The sequence below is a fragment of the Ruegeria sp. D4 genome, from assembly GCF_056534475.1.
Genome location: NZ_JBQFPJ010000018.1, coordinates 19,087 through 35,426 on the forward strand (window position 1 = coordinate 19,087; position 16,340 = coordinate 35,426).

Genomic DNA, 16,340 nt, shown 5'->3' on the forward strand with positions numbered 1-16,340 from the left:
GAGAAACCCGCACTACTTACCGCTTGGGAAAACGAAGTTCAGCGCTTTTGGTTTAATTGAAACCTCAAAGCGTTGATCGATCATCGGCTCGCCGTCCAAATTCATATGAAACGGCTGTGAGGTTTCCAAAACCATAGATCTCAGACGAGAGCGCTGTACAACACCATCCTTGGGATCCGAAATATCCGGCAGTCTGCCAAAGGGTAGGTTTTCTGGCATTAAACTCTCAGCGGAAAGCACGCTTAAATCGAGCAACCCGTCGGACACTTCCGCTTCAGGCGCTACGTCAAAACCGCCACCTGCATAGCGGCTGTTCGCAATCGCGATAGCGGAAATGGAAACGTTGTACGGGTCTTCATCATCAATTGAGATTTTTGCGGGAACAGATTTTGCATCAGATAAACGAGCAAGCCCAAACAGTGTGTACGCGAGTCCCCCCAGTCGTTTCTTCATTTCCTTGGGTGTCGTTGCAGTGATCATTGCTCCAAAACCGCCGCTGGCAACATTCACAAACGGTCTGCCGTTTATGTATCCGACATCGATAGGCCGCGTGTCTCCCGATGCAGCAACTCGAACAGATGTAGCCAAGTCCAAGCCCTTATCACCATAAGACCGGGCGAAATCATTCGCCGTTCCCAAGGGAACAAGACCTAGCGAGACAGGCGACTTTGTCTTCAACTTCAAAACAGCACTCACGACCGAGTTCAAAGTGCCGTCACCACCGCCAGCGATTATCCGGGTTACCCCATCGCCCACGGCTTCTCGGAGCGTCTTCTTCAAGTCTTTTCCTGACCAAGGAATACTTACCCTAATGCCAAGCTCTTTTTCCAATGGGCGAACAGCAGCACGCAGATCGGGTCTTGCTGCGGACTTCCTATTAAGAATTAGCAGGGTACGTTTGGCCATGGTTTCAGCATAAAGCTCTCGTACGTTGGAGCAACTGCTTTAAAAGTTAGAAATGCAGGGGCGTTCAGGCAATTGAAACCTTATTTGTGCTAGCCAACCCCTAAGTGACGATAGTCAGCTTTGTCCGCATAGCGGGACAACACGGTTTGCCGACACCCCATTATTTTTGCAGTTTAGGTTGAGATTTCGACGAAACTTCTTTTCTCAAAAAACCAGTGGCAAGTTGATAGATGATGAGAAAGACAGGCTGCTTTTGCAAATCAGTGCTTTCATAGATAGGGGGATGCTAGTCGGGCGACCCCGTCTCGAACTTTTGCTGGAAATGGCCTGCCTGCGAGATCTTCGAGCGTTATTTCCCGAGCGCCCTCCGCCTTTTTGTTCACAATTGAATGCAACTGTTCAGATAGATACTGGCTGTAGCACTCTACATTGAATTCGAAATTTAGTCGAAGGCTGCGTGGATCCCAATTGGTACTTCCGACAAGCGCCCATGTGTCGTCGACTAGAGTAAGTTTAGTGTGATCAAATGGTGGCTTGGTCACAAAAACGCGGCATCCATGTTCGACCATCAAGCCAAGCTGAGCCATTGCTGCCCATTCCACAATCTTAACGTTGTTATCTGAGGGTAGAAATATCTCAACACGAACCCCTCTCAACGCAGCGACTGCTAGGGCTTCTACCAAGCGCGCGTCGGGTAAAAAGTATGGGCTCACAATTCGAATGCGGTCTCGCGCACTCGATAGTGCAGCAAAAATCAGTTTGGCAAGAGCTTCAAAGTCTTCATCCGGTCCATGTGCGACCCCTCTTGCCCATACAGACCCTTCTCGGTCGAGATGAGGAAACCACCCATTACCACTAAGTTGTTCTCCGGTCGAAAATTTCCAATCGGTGAAAAACACTTCTTTCATGTGGCCGACGACTGGCCCCTCAAACTGGAAGTGCAGACATTGGGTAGCTACAACGGGGTTCAGTCTTATGCAATGAGCCTCGCGTATGTTCGTTCCTCCCGTAAACCCGATCTGACCGTCAACGACGAGAATCTTCCGGTGATTTCTCAAGTTGGAAAACCTCTTTGATCGCCATCCGCCTGTTGGCAGAAAACTCGCGGCATTGACCCCGGCGTTTGACAGAAGCGTTACCATGTTCTCTTTGCTGTATTTGGCGCCGACACCATCGATCAGAACGCGGACTTCAACACCGCGTTCTTTGGCTCGGATAAGGGCTTTGAGAAACTGCTCTCCAGCGCTGTCGCTATCGAAGATATAGCTGAGCAACCCAACTGTTTTTTCAGCTTTGTCGATTGCTTCAATCATTGCCGGATATGCTTCGTCGCCATCCACAAGACATTTAACCTTGTTCCCCGGAAGTAACGGTTTGTCGGTCACTGCCTCGCCGGCGCGCACCAAGCCTGAGAAATTTGGGAAATGCTTCAGTGCCTTCTGCGCTTGCTCAATTTCTACATCAGAAATTTCGAACTGAGGGTTGTCGCGCATAGCATCTGATAGCCCAAGGCGAGTCCCCGCCCGGTTTATTCGATTGACCCCAAGAACGAGGTAAGCGAGTGGGCCGACAAAAGGTGCAAGCCACGCAAGTGCGGTCCACCCGATTGCACTTCGGCTATCTCTTTTGTTCAAAACAGCGTGTATGGTTACTGCGCATGCAATAACCGCTTGAGCAATCGTCAGTATCAGCGCGATATCGAAATTGGAAAACACAACAGAATACTCCGCAGAATGAGCGCTTATTTTCAGTAAGAATAGTAAAAATCTTGGTTCGCTCAACTAAGCCTGTTGGGCTGAATTAATGAGAGCTTCAAAGAACCTGCGAGTATTCTGAACTGTAGGATCGTCGAGTTTAAGCTTAGAAAAGGGCATCGAGTAAAAAGTGACAAACAGCGGTTTACCCCTATCTCAAAACTGCAAAGTCTAGCTTTGAATGTCCGCATTGGGCTGTCTGCGGTCCTTTGGAAAAAAATGCGGATGGCAGCGTTGTCCGCAGAACAGTCATTTAGCCGGCCTTCAACCAACGCCCGCTTTGCGAAAAAAGAAAGCAAAGTGATCCCCCGGAAACCCGCTAAGGGCCGCCGTGGGTTCTGTCTACGAGGGTGGTCTTCGGTTGACGACATAGTCGGCCAACCACTACCAGTAGCCAGTAAATGACGAGTGGGGCAATGCTGATGGCATAGCGTAGCGGTCATAGGCTCATGTTCCGCCAGCGTTTGCACTTGATGGAGAAGCGGCTGTTCACCGCCGGATTCTGGAAGTTTCGCCCTGAATTTCGGCTATTGGGGGTATCTTGTGCACAGCATGATCCAATCGGATCATAAGGGGGAAATTTCTCCCTGTGGCCATTGTAAGCGATGTTGTGGAATCTGATGGGTACGGATTGCGTGCTCCATCGGCAGTGCAGCGGAGGTATTGCACCGCCTCCCTTTAGTCATCCTCTGTTTCAACTTTGGCTTTAGCTTTTCGCTTCCCCTTTGGGCCGGTGCTGAGGCCGCCATGCAACCTGCAACGCCGTTTTCCAGGTACTACCCGGGCCTGGCATTGGCCACCGGCTCGGGTCTTTGCGCCGCATGTTGGGCGCTCTGTCCTAGGCAAGGGTTCCCTGGCATCATTCAAGCCCAGCTCAGCCATCCGTTTGCAATTTACGCCGTGGCACTGTGAGCAATCCCTCCGATAGTTTGGGTGCTTGTGCGCCTCTGCTGGGCACGGCCGCCAACGTGACCAAATTTCACACCAATCAATCGGATCGCTTTGAAAGAGCGAACGTATTTTGACTTCCAGCTTTGTCGGTCTCCCCATCAATAAACACCAACATTTATTAACATAGTCTGCAAACCCCATGATGCGCGAAATTGCTCGTCCTTGGTCTTCGCAAGGTCCCTGCCATGCATCTCACCGTCGCGCTTGCAACTTTGTTTTGTACCACCCCGCGATCGGACAGGTGGCGCAGCGCCACCACCACCCACCCCCCTTTTAGGGGTGGTGGTGGTAGCGCAACTGTTTTTAGGGGTGTTAGCGTCACCTTGCGCTACCCCTGATTTTTGGGTGGTGGCGCACATCACACCGTTGCCCATTCGCCTACCTCCACAGTGGGGACAGGCTTGCGTTGAGCACCTGTTTTCTGCCCTTTGACCAACGCCCCGGATTTCAGCCAAGTATCGATTATCTTCTTGATGCGCTTGCGGTCGGCTTGGGCGTCGAAGCCCAGCACTTCAGCTACGGTCACACCAGCCCACTCGCCGCCAGCCTGATCCGAGTAGCGCCGCCCCTGACCATCCAGAGCATGTTGCACTGCCAGCAGGTCAGCGACCGATACCCCATCGAAAGTGTCCGGCCATTTCCAGACCTCAGCAACGCCTACGCTATCCCCATTGGATAGCTGCACAGATGCCATGCGCCGCCAAACACGATCCCCAACAGGGGCGAGGTTCGCTTTGTCACGGGTCACGGCAAAGTAGGTGGACGGATCGTTTTGAACACCCGCCTCGGCCTTCATGTCGTTGCTCATCTTGTTGAGCACACGACCGGATCTTGCTGCTGCCAAGAGCGCCGTTGCACCGCGCCCGCTTTCAGTAGTTGCTTCCTCGCCGTTTGTCTTGCGAGTGTGGTGCACAAGTTCAATTGCACAATTGCAACGATCTGCCAGCCGCGCCCATTCCTTTGCCACAAGGTCGATTGCGCCGTTGTCGTTCTCGCCCACCTGATGCGACGACACGAATGGGTCGATAATTAGAACATCGATTTCGCACGCTTCGATCTCTTGGGCTAAGGCTTCCATTTCCGGCTTGACGATCTGGACGCCTTCACGAGTTTGAATGGCGGTGCTGAGTTCGCGTTCCCGGCCCGTGTCCACAAAGAGACGCCCTGAGATTTCCTCGGGGGCGACGTTGTGATGTTGCATGGCCGCGATGATGCGCCGGTTCATCTCGTCGCGGGGATCTTCAAGGTTGTATATCCAGACTTTTAGGCCTGATGCGGTCCAATCGCCCAGTAGGTCGCGGCCAGATGCCATTGCCAGCCCTTCGCAGATCGTCAAAGACGATTTCCCGACGCCGCCGGGTGCGACCGTCACCGATACCTGTTTGCGGATCAGGTGTTGCCCGTAGAGCCAAGGACGGGGCGGAATAGCGGAAGGGTCGCGCCAGACAAACTCTGTAGGCAAACGGTCCGACCGTTCTTTGGGAAACTCGGCTCGGTGCGCATCCAGTTGCACCGCCATCTCAGCAAAATCACGCATCACGCCGCTTGCCTCCTTTGTACATGCTCAAGGAATGCTGCCTGCCGCGCGGGTTTCATGCGCTTGAAGCTGGCAAGGCAATAAGCGTCCAGTTCTTCCGGGTCGGCATAATCCGCCCAGAACGCGGCCTCATCCATGAAGCTAATGAACGGGGCAGGGGGGTGTCCCGCACCAGTGCTTAGCGCCGCCTCAGCTGCATTTACTGCGTCATCACGGTCCAGAGCCTTGAGAGCCATAAATGCCAGGGCCACGCGCTGCCGCGCATCCAGACGTGCTCGCAGGATCACCGGAAGGCCGAACCACTCGTCAGTGCCATCCAGCCAAGCGGCATATCCGATGGAGCGGCAAACACGTTTAATGTTGTCGGGGATTTGCGTCGAAATATTCACAGCAGCACCCCCCAATGCATTGCCAAAATGGGCAAAGCCGCGATATCCTTACCGTAAGAACAGACGCCTTCCATAACGTCTTTAACCCCGGTTGCGATTGCCGTCGTGCCGGGGTTTTCGTTTGTCAGTTCGGCCTCAGCCGGTTTGACACTTTCGAGGTAAGTCTTTGATGTTTCGTCGGGGGTTTGACGCGCCCCGGTTTTGTAAGTGTTTGGTTTGCTTGAATTAGCGCCGGATTGAAAATCCTCGTGTCGGTGGTTCGATTCCGCCCCCGGGCACCACAAAGTCTTCCTGTTGTTTCCAGAAACCTTTGGAACTAGCTTGTTTTTTATGGGAATTGTCGAAGTATATATCCGGCAGTGTCCTAGGTGGTCTAGCTGAAGCTACCCCCAAAAGGGGTATCAATCTGGGGTACCGTTTCGACCAAGCAGAAGAGGTACCCCCATGGCGGTTCTAAGTGATGCAAAGATTCGAGCGCTTAAGCCGAAGGATAAACCATTTAAAACCGCCGACTTTGACGGGCTTTTCATGCTTACCAAGCCGAATGGATCCAAGCTCTGGCGCTTCAAGTATCGCTGGCTGGGGAAAGAGAAACTATTAGCTTTGGGCAAATACCCGAATGTCTCTTTGAAGCAGGCCAGATCTAAGCGCGATGAAGCGCGATCATTGTTAGCGGACAACCAAGACCCATCGGCGGTTGCTAAAAGGAAGAGGGCCGAGCAGGAAGCGGATCATCATGCTACTTTTGCACGGTTAGCGACAGATCTTTTAGAGAAAAAGCATAAAGAAGGAAGAGCGCAGGCAACCCTTGCTAAAACAAGTTGGCTTCACGGTATGCTGTGCGCAGAAATTGGATCAATGCCCATAGCGCAAATAACTGCCCGTGATGTTCTGGTGCCGCTAAAGAAAGCCGAGGCTAAAGGAACTTACGAAACAGCATTGCGTATGCGTTCGGCTGCTGGAGCAGTTTTTAGATATGCGATTTCGCAGGGCCTCATTGACAATGATCCCACTTTTGGCCTGAAAGACGCCCTCGTGCGACCCAAACCAAATCACCGTGCAGCAATCCTTGACCCGGAAGGCGTAGGGGCTCTTTTAAACGCCATCGACGGATTTGAAGGTCAGCCAACTACCAGGATTGCGCTCCAACTTTTGGCACTAACTGCTCTAAGACCTGGGGAGCTTCGCATGGCTGAGTGGTCTGGAATTGATGAAAGCGGCCCTGTTTGGATAGTCCCGCCTCATCGCGCAAAAATGCGCCGCCCTCACGCAGTACCACTTTCGAACCAGGCGCAATCCAAACTTGCAGAATTAAAGAATTTGACTGGTTGGGGAACTTACCTTTTTCCGTCTATTCGGTCATCCAAACGATGTATGAGCGACAACACTCTTAACGCTGCACTTCGCAGAATGGGTTATGGCAAGGAAGAGATGTCAGCACACGGTTTTCGTGCGATATTCTCTACGCTAGCCAATGAGACGGGGCGCTGGCACTCCGACGCTATTGAGAGAGCACTTGCACACGTTGAAGGTAACGAGATTCGCCGAGCTTACGCTCGCGGACAGTACTGGGATGAGAGAACTCGGTTGTCTCAGTGGTGGGCTGACCATTTGGACCAGCTTAGAGCGGGCAAGATATAGTCTGGGTGCAAACCAGTGCAGCAGAATTTGGATTAACGAAATCACTATCCAGTGCGGGCCAAGCAGGAGTGTAACCTCTATGGTCGTCGAAAGAACCAATGACGTTGACAATAGCTATCCACTTTCGACCGGAGCTGCGCAGGGGCACCCCGAGATTGTAGTCGACGGACAATTACTGGCCGGGCCACAACAGCTCAAGCCATTGGACATCAAACAGCAACAGTTTCCGGAGGCCAGGTCACAGCCCGATTTGGTGCTATTCGAGCTGGCGGGCGAAGCTAGGACCAAGACTGAAACAAGAAGAAGGAATCTATGCATCTATTTAAGCCTCTTGAAGCGTGGCGGCTCCTTGTACTGGAAAGCCGCAGACATCATTAAATGAACAAAAAAATCCCTGACAATCGGCCTTTGGTCAACGGGATAACGCTCCAACAATTCCTGAACTTCTGGCATACCATCGACCATAAACACTCGCAGCGTGTCCCGCCATTTGTAGTAGGCGATATGGTCAGCTACATGCCAGAAGCGGCCGCTTTCTATCTGCGCGATGCTCCTATTTGCGGCAAAAGAGTCGTCACTATTTCCCAAGAAATATTGCTTCTCCAAGTGTGCGGTCGCGTCAATTGTCTCGTAACCTCCAGCTAACTTGTCATAAAATACCGTTATCGAAGACGCTTTGCTGGGGTTTCCACTAGCGTCACATTCTGCACGAAAAATCAGATCAAATACCCAAATATCTTTAGCTGGCGGAGGATCGCCTTCAAGCTGAATCGGTCTTACAAAATATGTCGCATACATCAGATAGACGTCGTTTGGCACGGTCGAGAAGTATGTTTGGACAAGCTTACGGTTCGCTCCTAGGTCGAGCGTTAGCGCATCACCAAAGCCGATCTCGGCACCAAGGCCACCGCCTAAAGTTGCCGAGTTTTCGGTTTTGACTTCTACGCCACAGGGTTTCCTGGTTATCAAGTTAACATTGAGCAGTGAACGGATACTTTCCTCAAATAGACTCTCTTTGCTTCCGAAGTTTCTGTGAAACGAGCCCCAGAGGGAAGTTTCAAATCGTCTTTCAGCCCAATCCCGATCAACAACTTTAAATCCAGTAATCTCTCTTTTCTCGATGCTCTGACAAAAACTCAGCCATACTTTCTTACGTTGATGAACAATTCCGCCCTCACGCCAGGGAACAACAGGGAACGGGGCGCAGGCTTCTTCCTGCAAAGCACTTAGGACATCAGGCTCCCAAAGCATGTTGGCCATAATTAGAGAGTCCTGCCGAATATTGCGATACGCTTCTATAGCGCTCTTCGCTTTCTCATCTGAACTGGCTGCCGATGCATATCCGAAAAACGGCGAAACCGAATACTTGCAAGTTTCCTTGGTGCACGTGTCTTCAAGGTTGCCGATACACGTTTCCTCGTTGCGACACATATATGAGCGCGCGTAGGAATCCGGAAAAACATAGGTCGTATTCTCAGATATGGGCGCGATGTCTTCCAGCGGCACAACTTTACGGTGCCCATATTCTGTCAATACCAATATCGGGGTGCCGCGTTGATATGAAGGTAAGTTAAGTACGGCAATTGGCCTGACCACTATTCCGATTGGGTATATTTCTTGTGTTTCAAACGGAGTCTCTCCACAGTTGATTCCTACGAACCGCCCTGGACTTTTGGTGAACCAGTATTTTGTATCGCCGATGCCAGACTGAAGCGTCTGTTCTTCTTCGGCCCTAAATATCTCGACCAACTGGCCTAGCGACCATTTTATGATGTTCTCGTCTTCAGACCGCTGAACGAGTTGCGTGCACGGAGATGCAGCCTGACTGGATGTTGCGGCACACAATATTGCTGCTGTCATCACAGAAAACAGCATTATTTTTCGGATCTTAAAGCTAAAAAATTCAAACAGCATCGAAATTACTCAAGAAATTACTCGAAAACATCAGTTAAGATATCATAATATCGAATTTTTTTGAAGTCGGCCGCTGATTCAGCCTATGTTATTGTTTTAATGAATTTTTTCGCACCGTCGTGGATCATCAGATTGCCCTTCAGATTTTGGGCTGAAGGGAAATATTAAGGAGTTAAGACGACAGCTGCCGTCTGGAATATCGCAGAGCACTCACCGGAAGTAGGTGAAGTTCTGTGCAATTATGACAACACTATAACCGACCGAATGCGAAACCACTGATGATTTACATCGGGCCAAGGCACAGCTTTGTCGGCTTAATTTATTTGCGATACTCCGGTGCGGTGGTGGTTTCTGAAATCTTCAATTAGTCAGTTTCCGAGCGGCTTGCTTTGCATCATATTGCTCCCACAACGCCATATGTCCTTTTTGTCGCGCGTTTGCGAGCCAGAGCTTTTTCCGAGCATTGGGCAATTCCATTGATCGGTATTTCCCGCCAGAGAACTTCGGCCAGTCTATCGCAAGGCCAAGTTTGACCATTTCTGCGGATAGGTCACGGCCATCCTCAAGATAGCATTTTGCAACAGTGCGTCCGTGGGTGTCTTGCTCGGTTATTTCGGCCCTAATTTTTTGACCTTTGCAGAGCGAAACGAGTGCCCATTTTGCCTTCTTTCCGTAGGGGTGATCCATCTCAGGAGCATCCACGCCGAACAGACGGATCTGGGTTTTCTTTATTACCAATGTATCACCATCTACTACGTACGCCGAACCCGTTATTATGGATACTTCGGGTTTGGGTAACTTATGGGCAGCATCAAAGCGCTGTGGCTGCGAAGTGCGCCGTCCTTGGTTTGCGGTTAATCTTGGTTTCTCATGCACACCTGACTGGCTCGGACGAGTCGTTGTGTCGCCAGGCCTGTTGCTGCGAACTGTCAAATAAACCGCACCAGCCAAAACCAAACCCAAAACTATCAAGATTTCCAGAACCAGGCCCCCAAAAGTTAGTTCAATCAATATTGTCACACCGGATCAGGATCGACCCAAGCACACGCCGGGGTTGATTTGCTAGGGATACCTTATATTCAATCCGAGAGATGTGACTGATTTGCTTCGCTGAGCGATCTCACGCCTAGGACTGCGAGACAGCTGACCTCTACTTACTTAGTTCCCCAGAATAACAACCTGAATTTCAGGTAGTTGGTATTCTTTGCCAATACTAGAACTACGGGCGCAAGTTGGCGGGAACTCACAGAAGAATGGCAGTTCCGCGCAAGCAATCGCTTCGTAGCGCCCAGATATGCAACCCAGGGTGAAAAGTCTTAATGAATGATTAAGTGACGAACTATCGCGTGATGAGTGTGGAGCATGTTGTAGAATGACGGAGAACAAGGATCGCTTGACGGCTGAGGAAGCTAAGGGACTTCGGACCGCAAAAGAACTAGAAGGTCATCTTGTGTGGTTGGACACGTTTACCCCCGCAGCCTTGGGTGTCCTTGCCGTCGCATCTGGTATCTACACCTATCTCGGCGTGTCCTCATTGCTCGAAGACAATGGTGCGGTTTCTTTCTTCGCAGCCGTTGCGTACTCAATCGCTGTCTCTGTGGGCATCTTCGTCTTTTGGAGCTATATGCTTCGGCTGCTACCCTCGATGCGTACGGCTAGTGGTTTCATCGGTCTGACAATCTCTACAATTGTTGGCTCCGTCGCCATTATCGCTATGTCTAGCTGGCTTAACGCAGCCGCTCTCGCAGGCTCAGCAGCGGTGGAACAACACTTGGAAAACACTGTCCGAGACTACCAAGCCGCTCTTGAGCAAGCTCACGATATAGCTCTGAGTGGTCAAGCGTTGGGTCGCGAGGTGGAACGCGCCCGCCAGAGTTTCGAAGAACTTGCTGAACTGGAGCAGTCCGGAGACCTCTCAGGTACCGCAGGTCGCGGCGCCGTGTTTCGGGTTCTGACCCAAAAAGCTGAAGAGTTGCGAAACCTTGAAGAGCAGATCGCGGCACAGCAGGAACCTATCGAGGAAGCCTTCCAACAAGGCAACGAAATTCTCGCAAAGATGCGCGAGCTTACCGTTGCGCCAGGTCCAGTCGATCGTCGCTCGGTTCAGTTTTCTGAGGAAAGCGTGAAGCTAGCAGGTGTGATCTCGCGTCTCAACCAGTACAGCGTGGCCCCGCTTGTTGCCCGCGCGGCAGAGGACCTGCCATCTTCGGTCGTACTTCCAGAGCTTGATGGACGCAGCTCCGACGTACGAGACGCGCAATCATCCACAATCAACTCCGTTTTGAATGCGTTGGACCAACGCAGCAAGACACTCAAGAACGCTGCTGACGAGGTGTTGGACATGGAGCCTCCCATTGAGACGGCATACAACCCGATTTCTAGTGCCGATGCAGTAATCAAGTACGCCCATAACTTCGTCCCTTCGTGGGCCGGAGCTATAGCCATCGACTTGCTACCCGCTGTTTTGGTTTTCGTGCTGGCAATTACTCAGGCGGCTATACGCAGCGGTAAAGACGGTATGAGCATTGAGGACACGCTGACACTGGCTGATCTGAGAGCCGCGATGAACGCCATGAAGGACGTCGAGGCAACTATGGGTGTGGCAGACGCAGCCATCCTAAACCGAGCTGCGCCGCAAAAAGATGAAGCGTGATGGGCCTGCTACGTCGTTTCGATCCACGCTCTGGGCTGCGCTACATTCTGATTTTGCAGCTAGTGATTGCGGGCGCGTTAATTGCGTCGGACGTTATTGGTGTCATTCCCAGCCCGTTCAAAGAGCGAGTTGAACTCCCAACAGGACCCGTATCTCCCGGTGATCAACGCCGCGAGTACCGCACTGATCGCAGTGATCCATCTCTTGTACCTCAAGACGGGCCACTAGATGTCCTCGTACCAGAAGCATTTCCTGACCGATTGGACTTCTCGGTTCACGACGTCGAGGGATTGGGGAGGGTACTTCTTCTCAGCGGTCAGATAGAGATGGATGACTCCTCTCGCTTCGCTTCGTACTTGTCCGACATGCAGGAGAAGCCCGACTTAGTAGCTCTACACAGTCCAGGAGGAGTGGTGTCAGAGGCATTGTCCATCGGTAAGAAAGTCAGAGAGGCTGAGCTTGCTTCTGCTGTTCTTGCTGGAGCGATGTGCGTGTCCTCATGCCCTTATATTTTAGCAGGCGGAGAAGATCGCATAGTCTCGCTGCGCGGCATTGTAGGTATGCACCAACACTACTACGAGCAGCCCCGCCTGATACCAGTCGTTTTCGCCGTCGAGCGCATCCAAAAGGGGCAAGGAGAAACAATGCAGCACCTCATCGACATGGGTGTGGACCCGGCGCTCATGCTGTATTCGCTGAACACTCCTCCGGAGGAGATCTATGCGCTTATCGAGGAAGAACTCGTGGATACCCGCATAGCAACCCAAATTATCGATTAACACGAGACACCGAGGACTTCGCCTTGTTCATAAAGCTAACCATTGCTGCGGCGCTGTTCGCTACGACTGCCACTGCGGGTGGCCTCCAAGTACGCGACGCAGACACAATCGTTGTCGATGGGACGCCCGTCCGCCTGAACGGTGTGGATGCGCCAGAACTTGGTACTCGTTCTGGTCAGGATGCTAAACGCTGGATGGTGAACTTCCTGCGCGGCAAAAAAATCGAGTGCAAACTGAATGGTGAGCGTACCTATGATCGCTGGGTTGGTGTTTGCTACGCGGACGGACAAGACATTGGTGCTGCAGTGATTGCTGCGGGGCATGCGCTGGATTGCAGGAGGTACTCAGGGGGGCGCTATAGGCACTTGGAGACTCCCTCAGCGAAATCGCGTCTAAAGCGGGCCGGCTATTGCCGGTAACGTGCGATTGCGCCGTCAAGAGCGCTCATTTGGCTGTAGCCCGTGACGCCATGGCCGCAGACAAACACGACCGTTGTTGACCGAAGATGAAGTTCGCGACCTAGCACAACTTACATTGGATATCCGGAGCATGGACTACTGCATTTAGCTGGCCCTTGAGACGTGCGAGGAAGCACAGGGAGGCGATTTGGATCCCCTCGAATAAAAGTCGGATGATGTATTCAAAGGTTGTGGCAGCGCGGTTTCTGACAGAGTTCCGAGTTTAAAATCGACAATGCTACAAGAGCTATCGGCGACTCCGTTCGAATTGATCCTTTTTCGGAAAAACTCTTTGCAGCGCACGGTTTGACAACGCATGCTTTGCATGTCTTGTTTCAATTTGAGAGTGGGTAAATTGAATAGTGCCCAAGTACAAGATCTTACAAGAGACAAAAATGAGCAGTCACAGTGAGTATCCGCAAAGCTTGGTGCAAGTTTTTGGGACTAAAGAATTTACGCATTCACTTCAAAATCTATATAAACTGGGCGGCACCCGCAGAAATATATTTAGAAAACTTCATGACTTGATTGGAGCGGTGGGCATAGATGGTGCAGACGCCTTCAAGTCGTTCAAAACGACAAAGCACGGAGAATCGAGGATTAAGAGCTGCGTCAAGTACGACTTGGGTGACGCCTTTCGATTGATAACTGTCCAATCTAATCGGATTATTTGGTTGTTGTTCTGCGGATCTCATGACGAGTGTGACAAATGGCTGAACCGAAACTCAGGGTTGACCCCTGTGCTACTTGAAGGAGAGGTAACGTATACCCGAGAAAACAAAGCGGGATCGAAGCCAGAGTTAAGAAGAGATGCAGTTCCGTCCGATTTTCATCTCATAGATCGACTTGACGAAAATCACTTGGATGAATTCCTAGATGAGTTTCCAGGGTCTGTCAGCCGCAAAATAAGTGCTTTGAAGTGTGCAGCAGACCCTAGCGGAATCTATGAAGTCTCCGGGGGTATAGAAGATCCAAATCTCGCCAGCCTAGCCCAAGACGTACTTTTGGCGTTGTTGGAAGACGACAGGGAAGGAGCGGCTATGCGTCTAGACCTGCATTTTGGACGAGCAAAGACCGAAGGTGCTTGGAGCGACGCGGAAATTGTCACCATAAACGTAGGATCCAACGTATACGACGTGCTGTTTGGTAGTGAGGAATACCTCCAGAAAATCAACGAATTTGCGCAAAGCGGAAAATCGCTTGATTGGCTACTATTTATGCACCCAGAGCAAAAAACCATCGTTGACCGCGACTATAGTGGCTCAGCGCAGCTTTCTGGCGTTTCTGGCGCCGGCAAAACCTGCATCGCTTTGAGAAGGGCTATCCGCCTTGCGGAGAACGAGAAAAAGCCGAGAGTGCTGATCGTAACTCTGAACCAAAGTCTGGCTGGGTTGATTAATCACTTGGCCAAGTTGTCTTGTAATGACCCTGACGTACTGAAGCGCATTACTGTTGTTTCAATGTTCGAGTTATGCCAAAGATTGCTCGAGGAATTAGAGCCTGATCGCATTCGTTATTACGGTGAAGTCTCGGACAAGCTCGGTGACAATATCGACGAAGTTTTTCGGGAGTATTACCGCCAATGGCAAAACAACAACGATGCATCTGTTCTTTCACGCATTCATCGCAATCTTACTGCTCAGGGTATCGATGCTGAATCTTATCTTCGTGAAGAGTTTGACTGGATCCGGAGCGCACTGCCCACTCCGGACAGAGCAAACTACCTAGATATAGAAAGAAGCGGTCGTCGCCATCCCTTAGGTGAAGGCGCAAGAATTGCCGTCTTGGACGGGTTGCTCGGTTGGGAAGCAAAAATGGAGGCTGTCGGAATTACCGATTACCTTGGGTTGACCAAAGCCGTCAGCAAACACTTGACCGGTCTATCAGTGCAATACGACCATATCATAGTTGATGAAGCTCAGGATTTCGGGACAACGGAGCTGGCAATATTGCGGCATCTCGTTGCCGAAGGACCAAACGATATTTTCTTGTGTGGAGATATCGCGCAGCACGTTTTGCCCAAACACCGTGTCTTAAAAAATGCGGGGATAGCGGTAAGCGGGCGATCCGAAAAAATTACTAGAAACTATCGCAACACACGCCAGATCCTGGAGGTTGCTTATGCGGTGTTGTTGAACAATCTGGCAGAGGAAATGTTGGATACCGCCAAAGACGATTTGGAAATTCTGGATCCTAAATACGCCAACCGATCTTTAAATGATCCGGTTCTTTTGAAAGCCGACAGTCTTGAGGAGGAGTTGACCTATGCGGTGACACACTTGAAAGACTTCGTCCAAAAAAAACCAGACAGCACCGCATGTATCGTCATTTCTGGCTACAAACATACGGAAATAAAAGCGTATGCCGAATATTTGGGCCTGCCTGCATTGGACGGCACCTTAGATCCTTTCAGTGAGTCTCTTGTAATATCCGATCTTGAGCAAACAAAGGGTTACGAATTTGATACGGTAGTAATTTTGAATTGTGAGGATGGTATACTCCCTCCCGTAGGCGTGCCAACGGATGAACTCTACAGGTTCAGTTGCCAGCTTTATGTAGCAATGACACGGGCGAAGAACGACTTATATTTGTCTTATCATTCAAATCGTAGTCGGTGGCTATCGGACATTGGCGAGCAGCTAACTGAGTTTGAATGGGGTGACATAGAAAGCCTTCCTACTGAACAGTTGTTGTCGAAGCCTGAGCGCTTGACGGACGTTGAGTGGTCAGAAAAAAGAGAGAGTGACTTGTTTGGTTTAACTGGTCACCAGTTTTGTTTCACAAAACACTCGATGGGATTGTCCAGTGAGACAATAGATAAGCTAATTGAGCTGGTTGATGGCAAAGGGCTACGAGCAGCAGGGGGCCGCAGAAGCCTAAAGTGGCGGTCAGTCAGAGACGCTGTAAGGGCCGTTGTAGAAGACCCAAATGCCAGGAGAGTGTTCGGTCCTGAGGTGTCCAGGGAGTTGCGCGAGAGGTTTGGCGAGGAGCTAGGGCTTGTGCCTACGACTGGAGCGTCGCCCATTGGCGCAAGGCCGGCTCGGCGCATTTTAAGTCTTAATCAAAAGATGTGAGAGTTGGCAGCCTGTACGAGCAGCCCTATCTGACGGGTCCAACGTGATTGTTAGTGCATGATCGGCCTGTGTTCCATCGGGATGATGGTTTCTGGTGTCGGCGGGCACGACCGGTCAAGCTGCCTGTAACCAATCACTCAACTGGAGGGCGCTTCACATAACACTCGTTCTCAGACGTTCTGGATTTGTTATGGAATAGAATTTCTAGCAGAGGTTGATATCTGGGCTCGCTTTGATACCTCTGACCGCGGGAATTTTTCAACTGGCAGGCCATTTCGGAACAA

The 16,340-nt window shown here is 51.1% G+C and carries 12 protein-coding genes; 5 read left to right on the top strand and 7 right to left on the bottom strand.

The genetic code is table 11. The annotated features are described in order from the left end of the window. Positions 1–12: 12 nt before the first annotated feature. The 5 genes from ACR0MI_RS19310 to ACR0MI_RS19330 form a co-directional block, all read right to left on the bottom strand. Positions 13–906: a YegS/Rv2252/BmrU family lipid kinase gene (locus tag ACR0MI_RS19310; RefSeq protein WP_170817411.1), complete on the bottom strand. Its 894-nt coding sequence runs from the start codon at positions 904–906 to the stop codon at positions 13–15. 269 nt (positions 907–1,175) lie between these two features. Further along, positions 1,176–2,687 (bottom strand): cardiolipin synthase, encoded by a 1,512-nt coding sequence (gene cls / locus ACR0MI_RS19315; protein WP_480855258.1) that lies wholly within the window; start codon positions 2,685–2,687, stop codon positions 1,176–1,178. Positions 2,688–3,338: 651 nt separating this feature from the next. Next, a complete protein-coding gene (locus ACR0MI_RS19320; protein ID WP_480855260.1) occupies positions 3,339–3,752 on the bottom strand; it encodes an HGGxSTG domain-containing protein in 414 nt (137 codons plus the stop codon). A 217-nt stretch (positions 3,753–3,969) separates the two neighbouring features. Then, the gene (locus ACR0MI_RS19325) at positions 3,970–5,148 is read right to left on the bottom strand and encodes an ATP-binding protein (RefSeq protein WP_170817412.1); all 1,179 of its coding nucleotides are present in this window, start codon (positions 5,146–5,148) and stop codon (positions 3,970–3,972) included. After that, positions 5,148–5,537, bottom strand: coding sequence for a hypothetical protein (locus ACR0MI_RS19330; protein ID WP_170619462.1), 390 nt, complete (start codon positions 5,535–5,537; stop codon positions 5,148–5,150). The genes ACR0MI_RS19325 and ACR0MI_RS19330 overlap by 1 nt, the downstream gene beginning before the upstream one ends. A 444-nt stretch (positions 5,538–5,981) precedes the next feature. On the opposite strand from ACR0MI_RS19330, the gene ACR0MI_RS19335 reads away from it, so the two are divergent. Beyond that, complete coding sequence (locus ACR0MI_RS19335; protein WP_480855263.1) at positions 5,982–7,178, top strand: tyrosine-type recombinase/integrase; 1,197 nt, start codon at positions 5,982–5,984, stop codon at positions 7,176–7,178. 318 nt (positions 7,179–7,496) lie between these two features. Here the strand turns inward: ACR0MI_RS19335 and ACR0MI_RS19340 are convergent, their stop codons facing one another. Both ACR0MI_RS19340 and ACR0MI_RS19345 read right to left on the bottom strand, forming a co-directional pair. Then, positions 7,497–9,092 (bottom strand): hypothetical protein, encoded by a 1,596-nt coding sequence (locus ACR0MI_RS19340; protein ID WP_480855265.1) that lies wholly within the window; start codon positions 9,090–9,092, stop codon positions 7,497–7,499. A gap of 360 nt (positions 9,093–9,452) precedes the next feature. Further along, positions 9,453–10,103, bottom strand: coding sequence for a thermonuclease family protein (locus ACR0MI_RS19345; RefSeq protein ID WP_480855267.1), 651 nt, complete (start codon positions 10,101–10,103; stop codon positions 9,453–9,455). Between the two features lie 361 nt (positions 10,104–10,464). Here ACR0MI_RS19345 and ACR0MI_RS19350 point away from each other — a divergent pair, with 361 nt between their 5' ends. The 4 genes from ACR0MI_RS19350 to ACR0MI_RS19365 all read left to right on the top strand — a co-directional run bounded on the left by ACR0MI_RS19350 (position 10,465) and on the right by ACR0MI_RS19365 (position 16,056). Then, positions 10,465–11,745, top strand: a complete 1,281-nt coding sequence (locus ACR0MI_RS19350) for a hypothetical protein (protein WP_480855269.1) — start codon at positions 10,465–10,467, stop codon at positions 11,743–11,745. Continuing rightward, on the top strand, positions 11,745–12,524 hold the full coding sequence (locus tag ACR0MI_RS19355) for a Clp protease/crotonase-like domain-containing protein (protein WP_170617635.1): 780 nt from the start codon (positions 11,745–11,747) through the stop codon (positions 12,522–12,524). The genes ACR0MI_RS19350 and ACR0MI_RS19355 overlap by 1 nt, the downstream gene beginning before the upstream one ends. 143 nt (positions 12,525–12,667) lie before the next feature. Further along, complete coding sequence (locus ACR0MI_RS19360; protein ID WP_480855337.1) at positions 12,668–12,943, top strand: thermonuclease family protein; 276 nt, start codon at positions 12,668–12,670, stop codon at positions 12,941–12,943. Between the two features lie 434 nt (positions 12,944–13,377). Next, the gene (locus tag ACR0MI_RS19365) at positions 13,378–16,056 is read left to right on the top strand and encodes a 3'-5' exonuclease (RefSeq protein WP_209509490.1); all 2,679 of its coding nucleotides are present in this window, start codon (positions 13,378–13,380) and stop codon (positions 16,054–16,056) included. Positions 16,057–16,340: the final 284 nt, after the last annotated feature.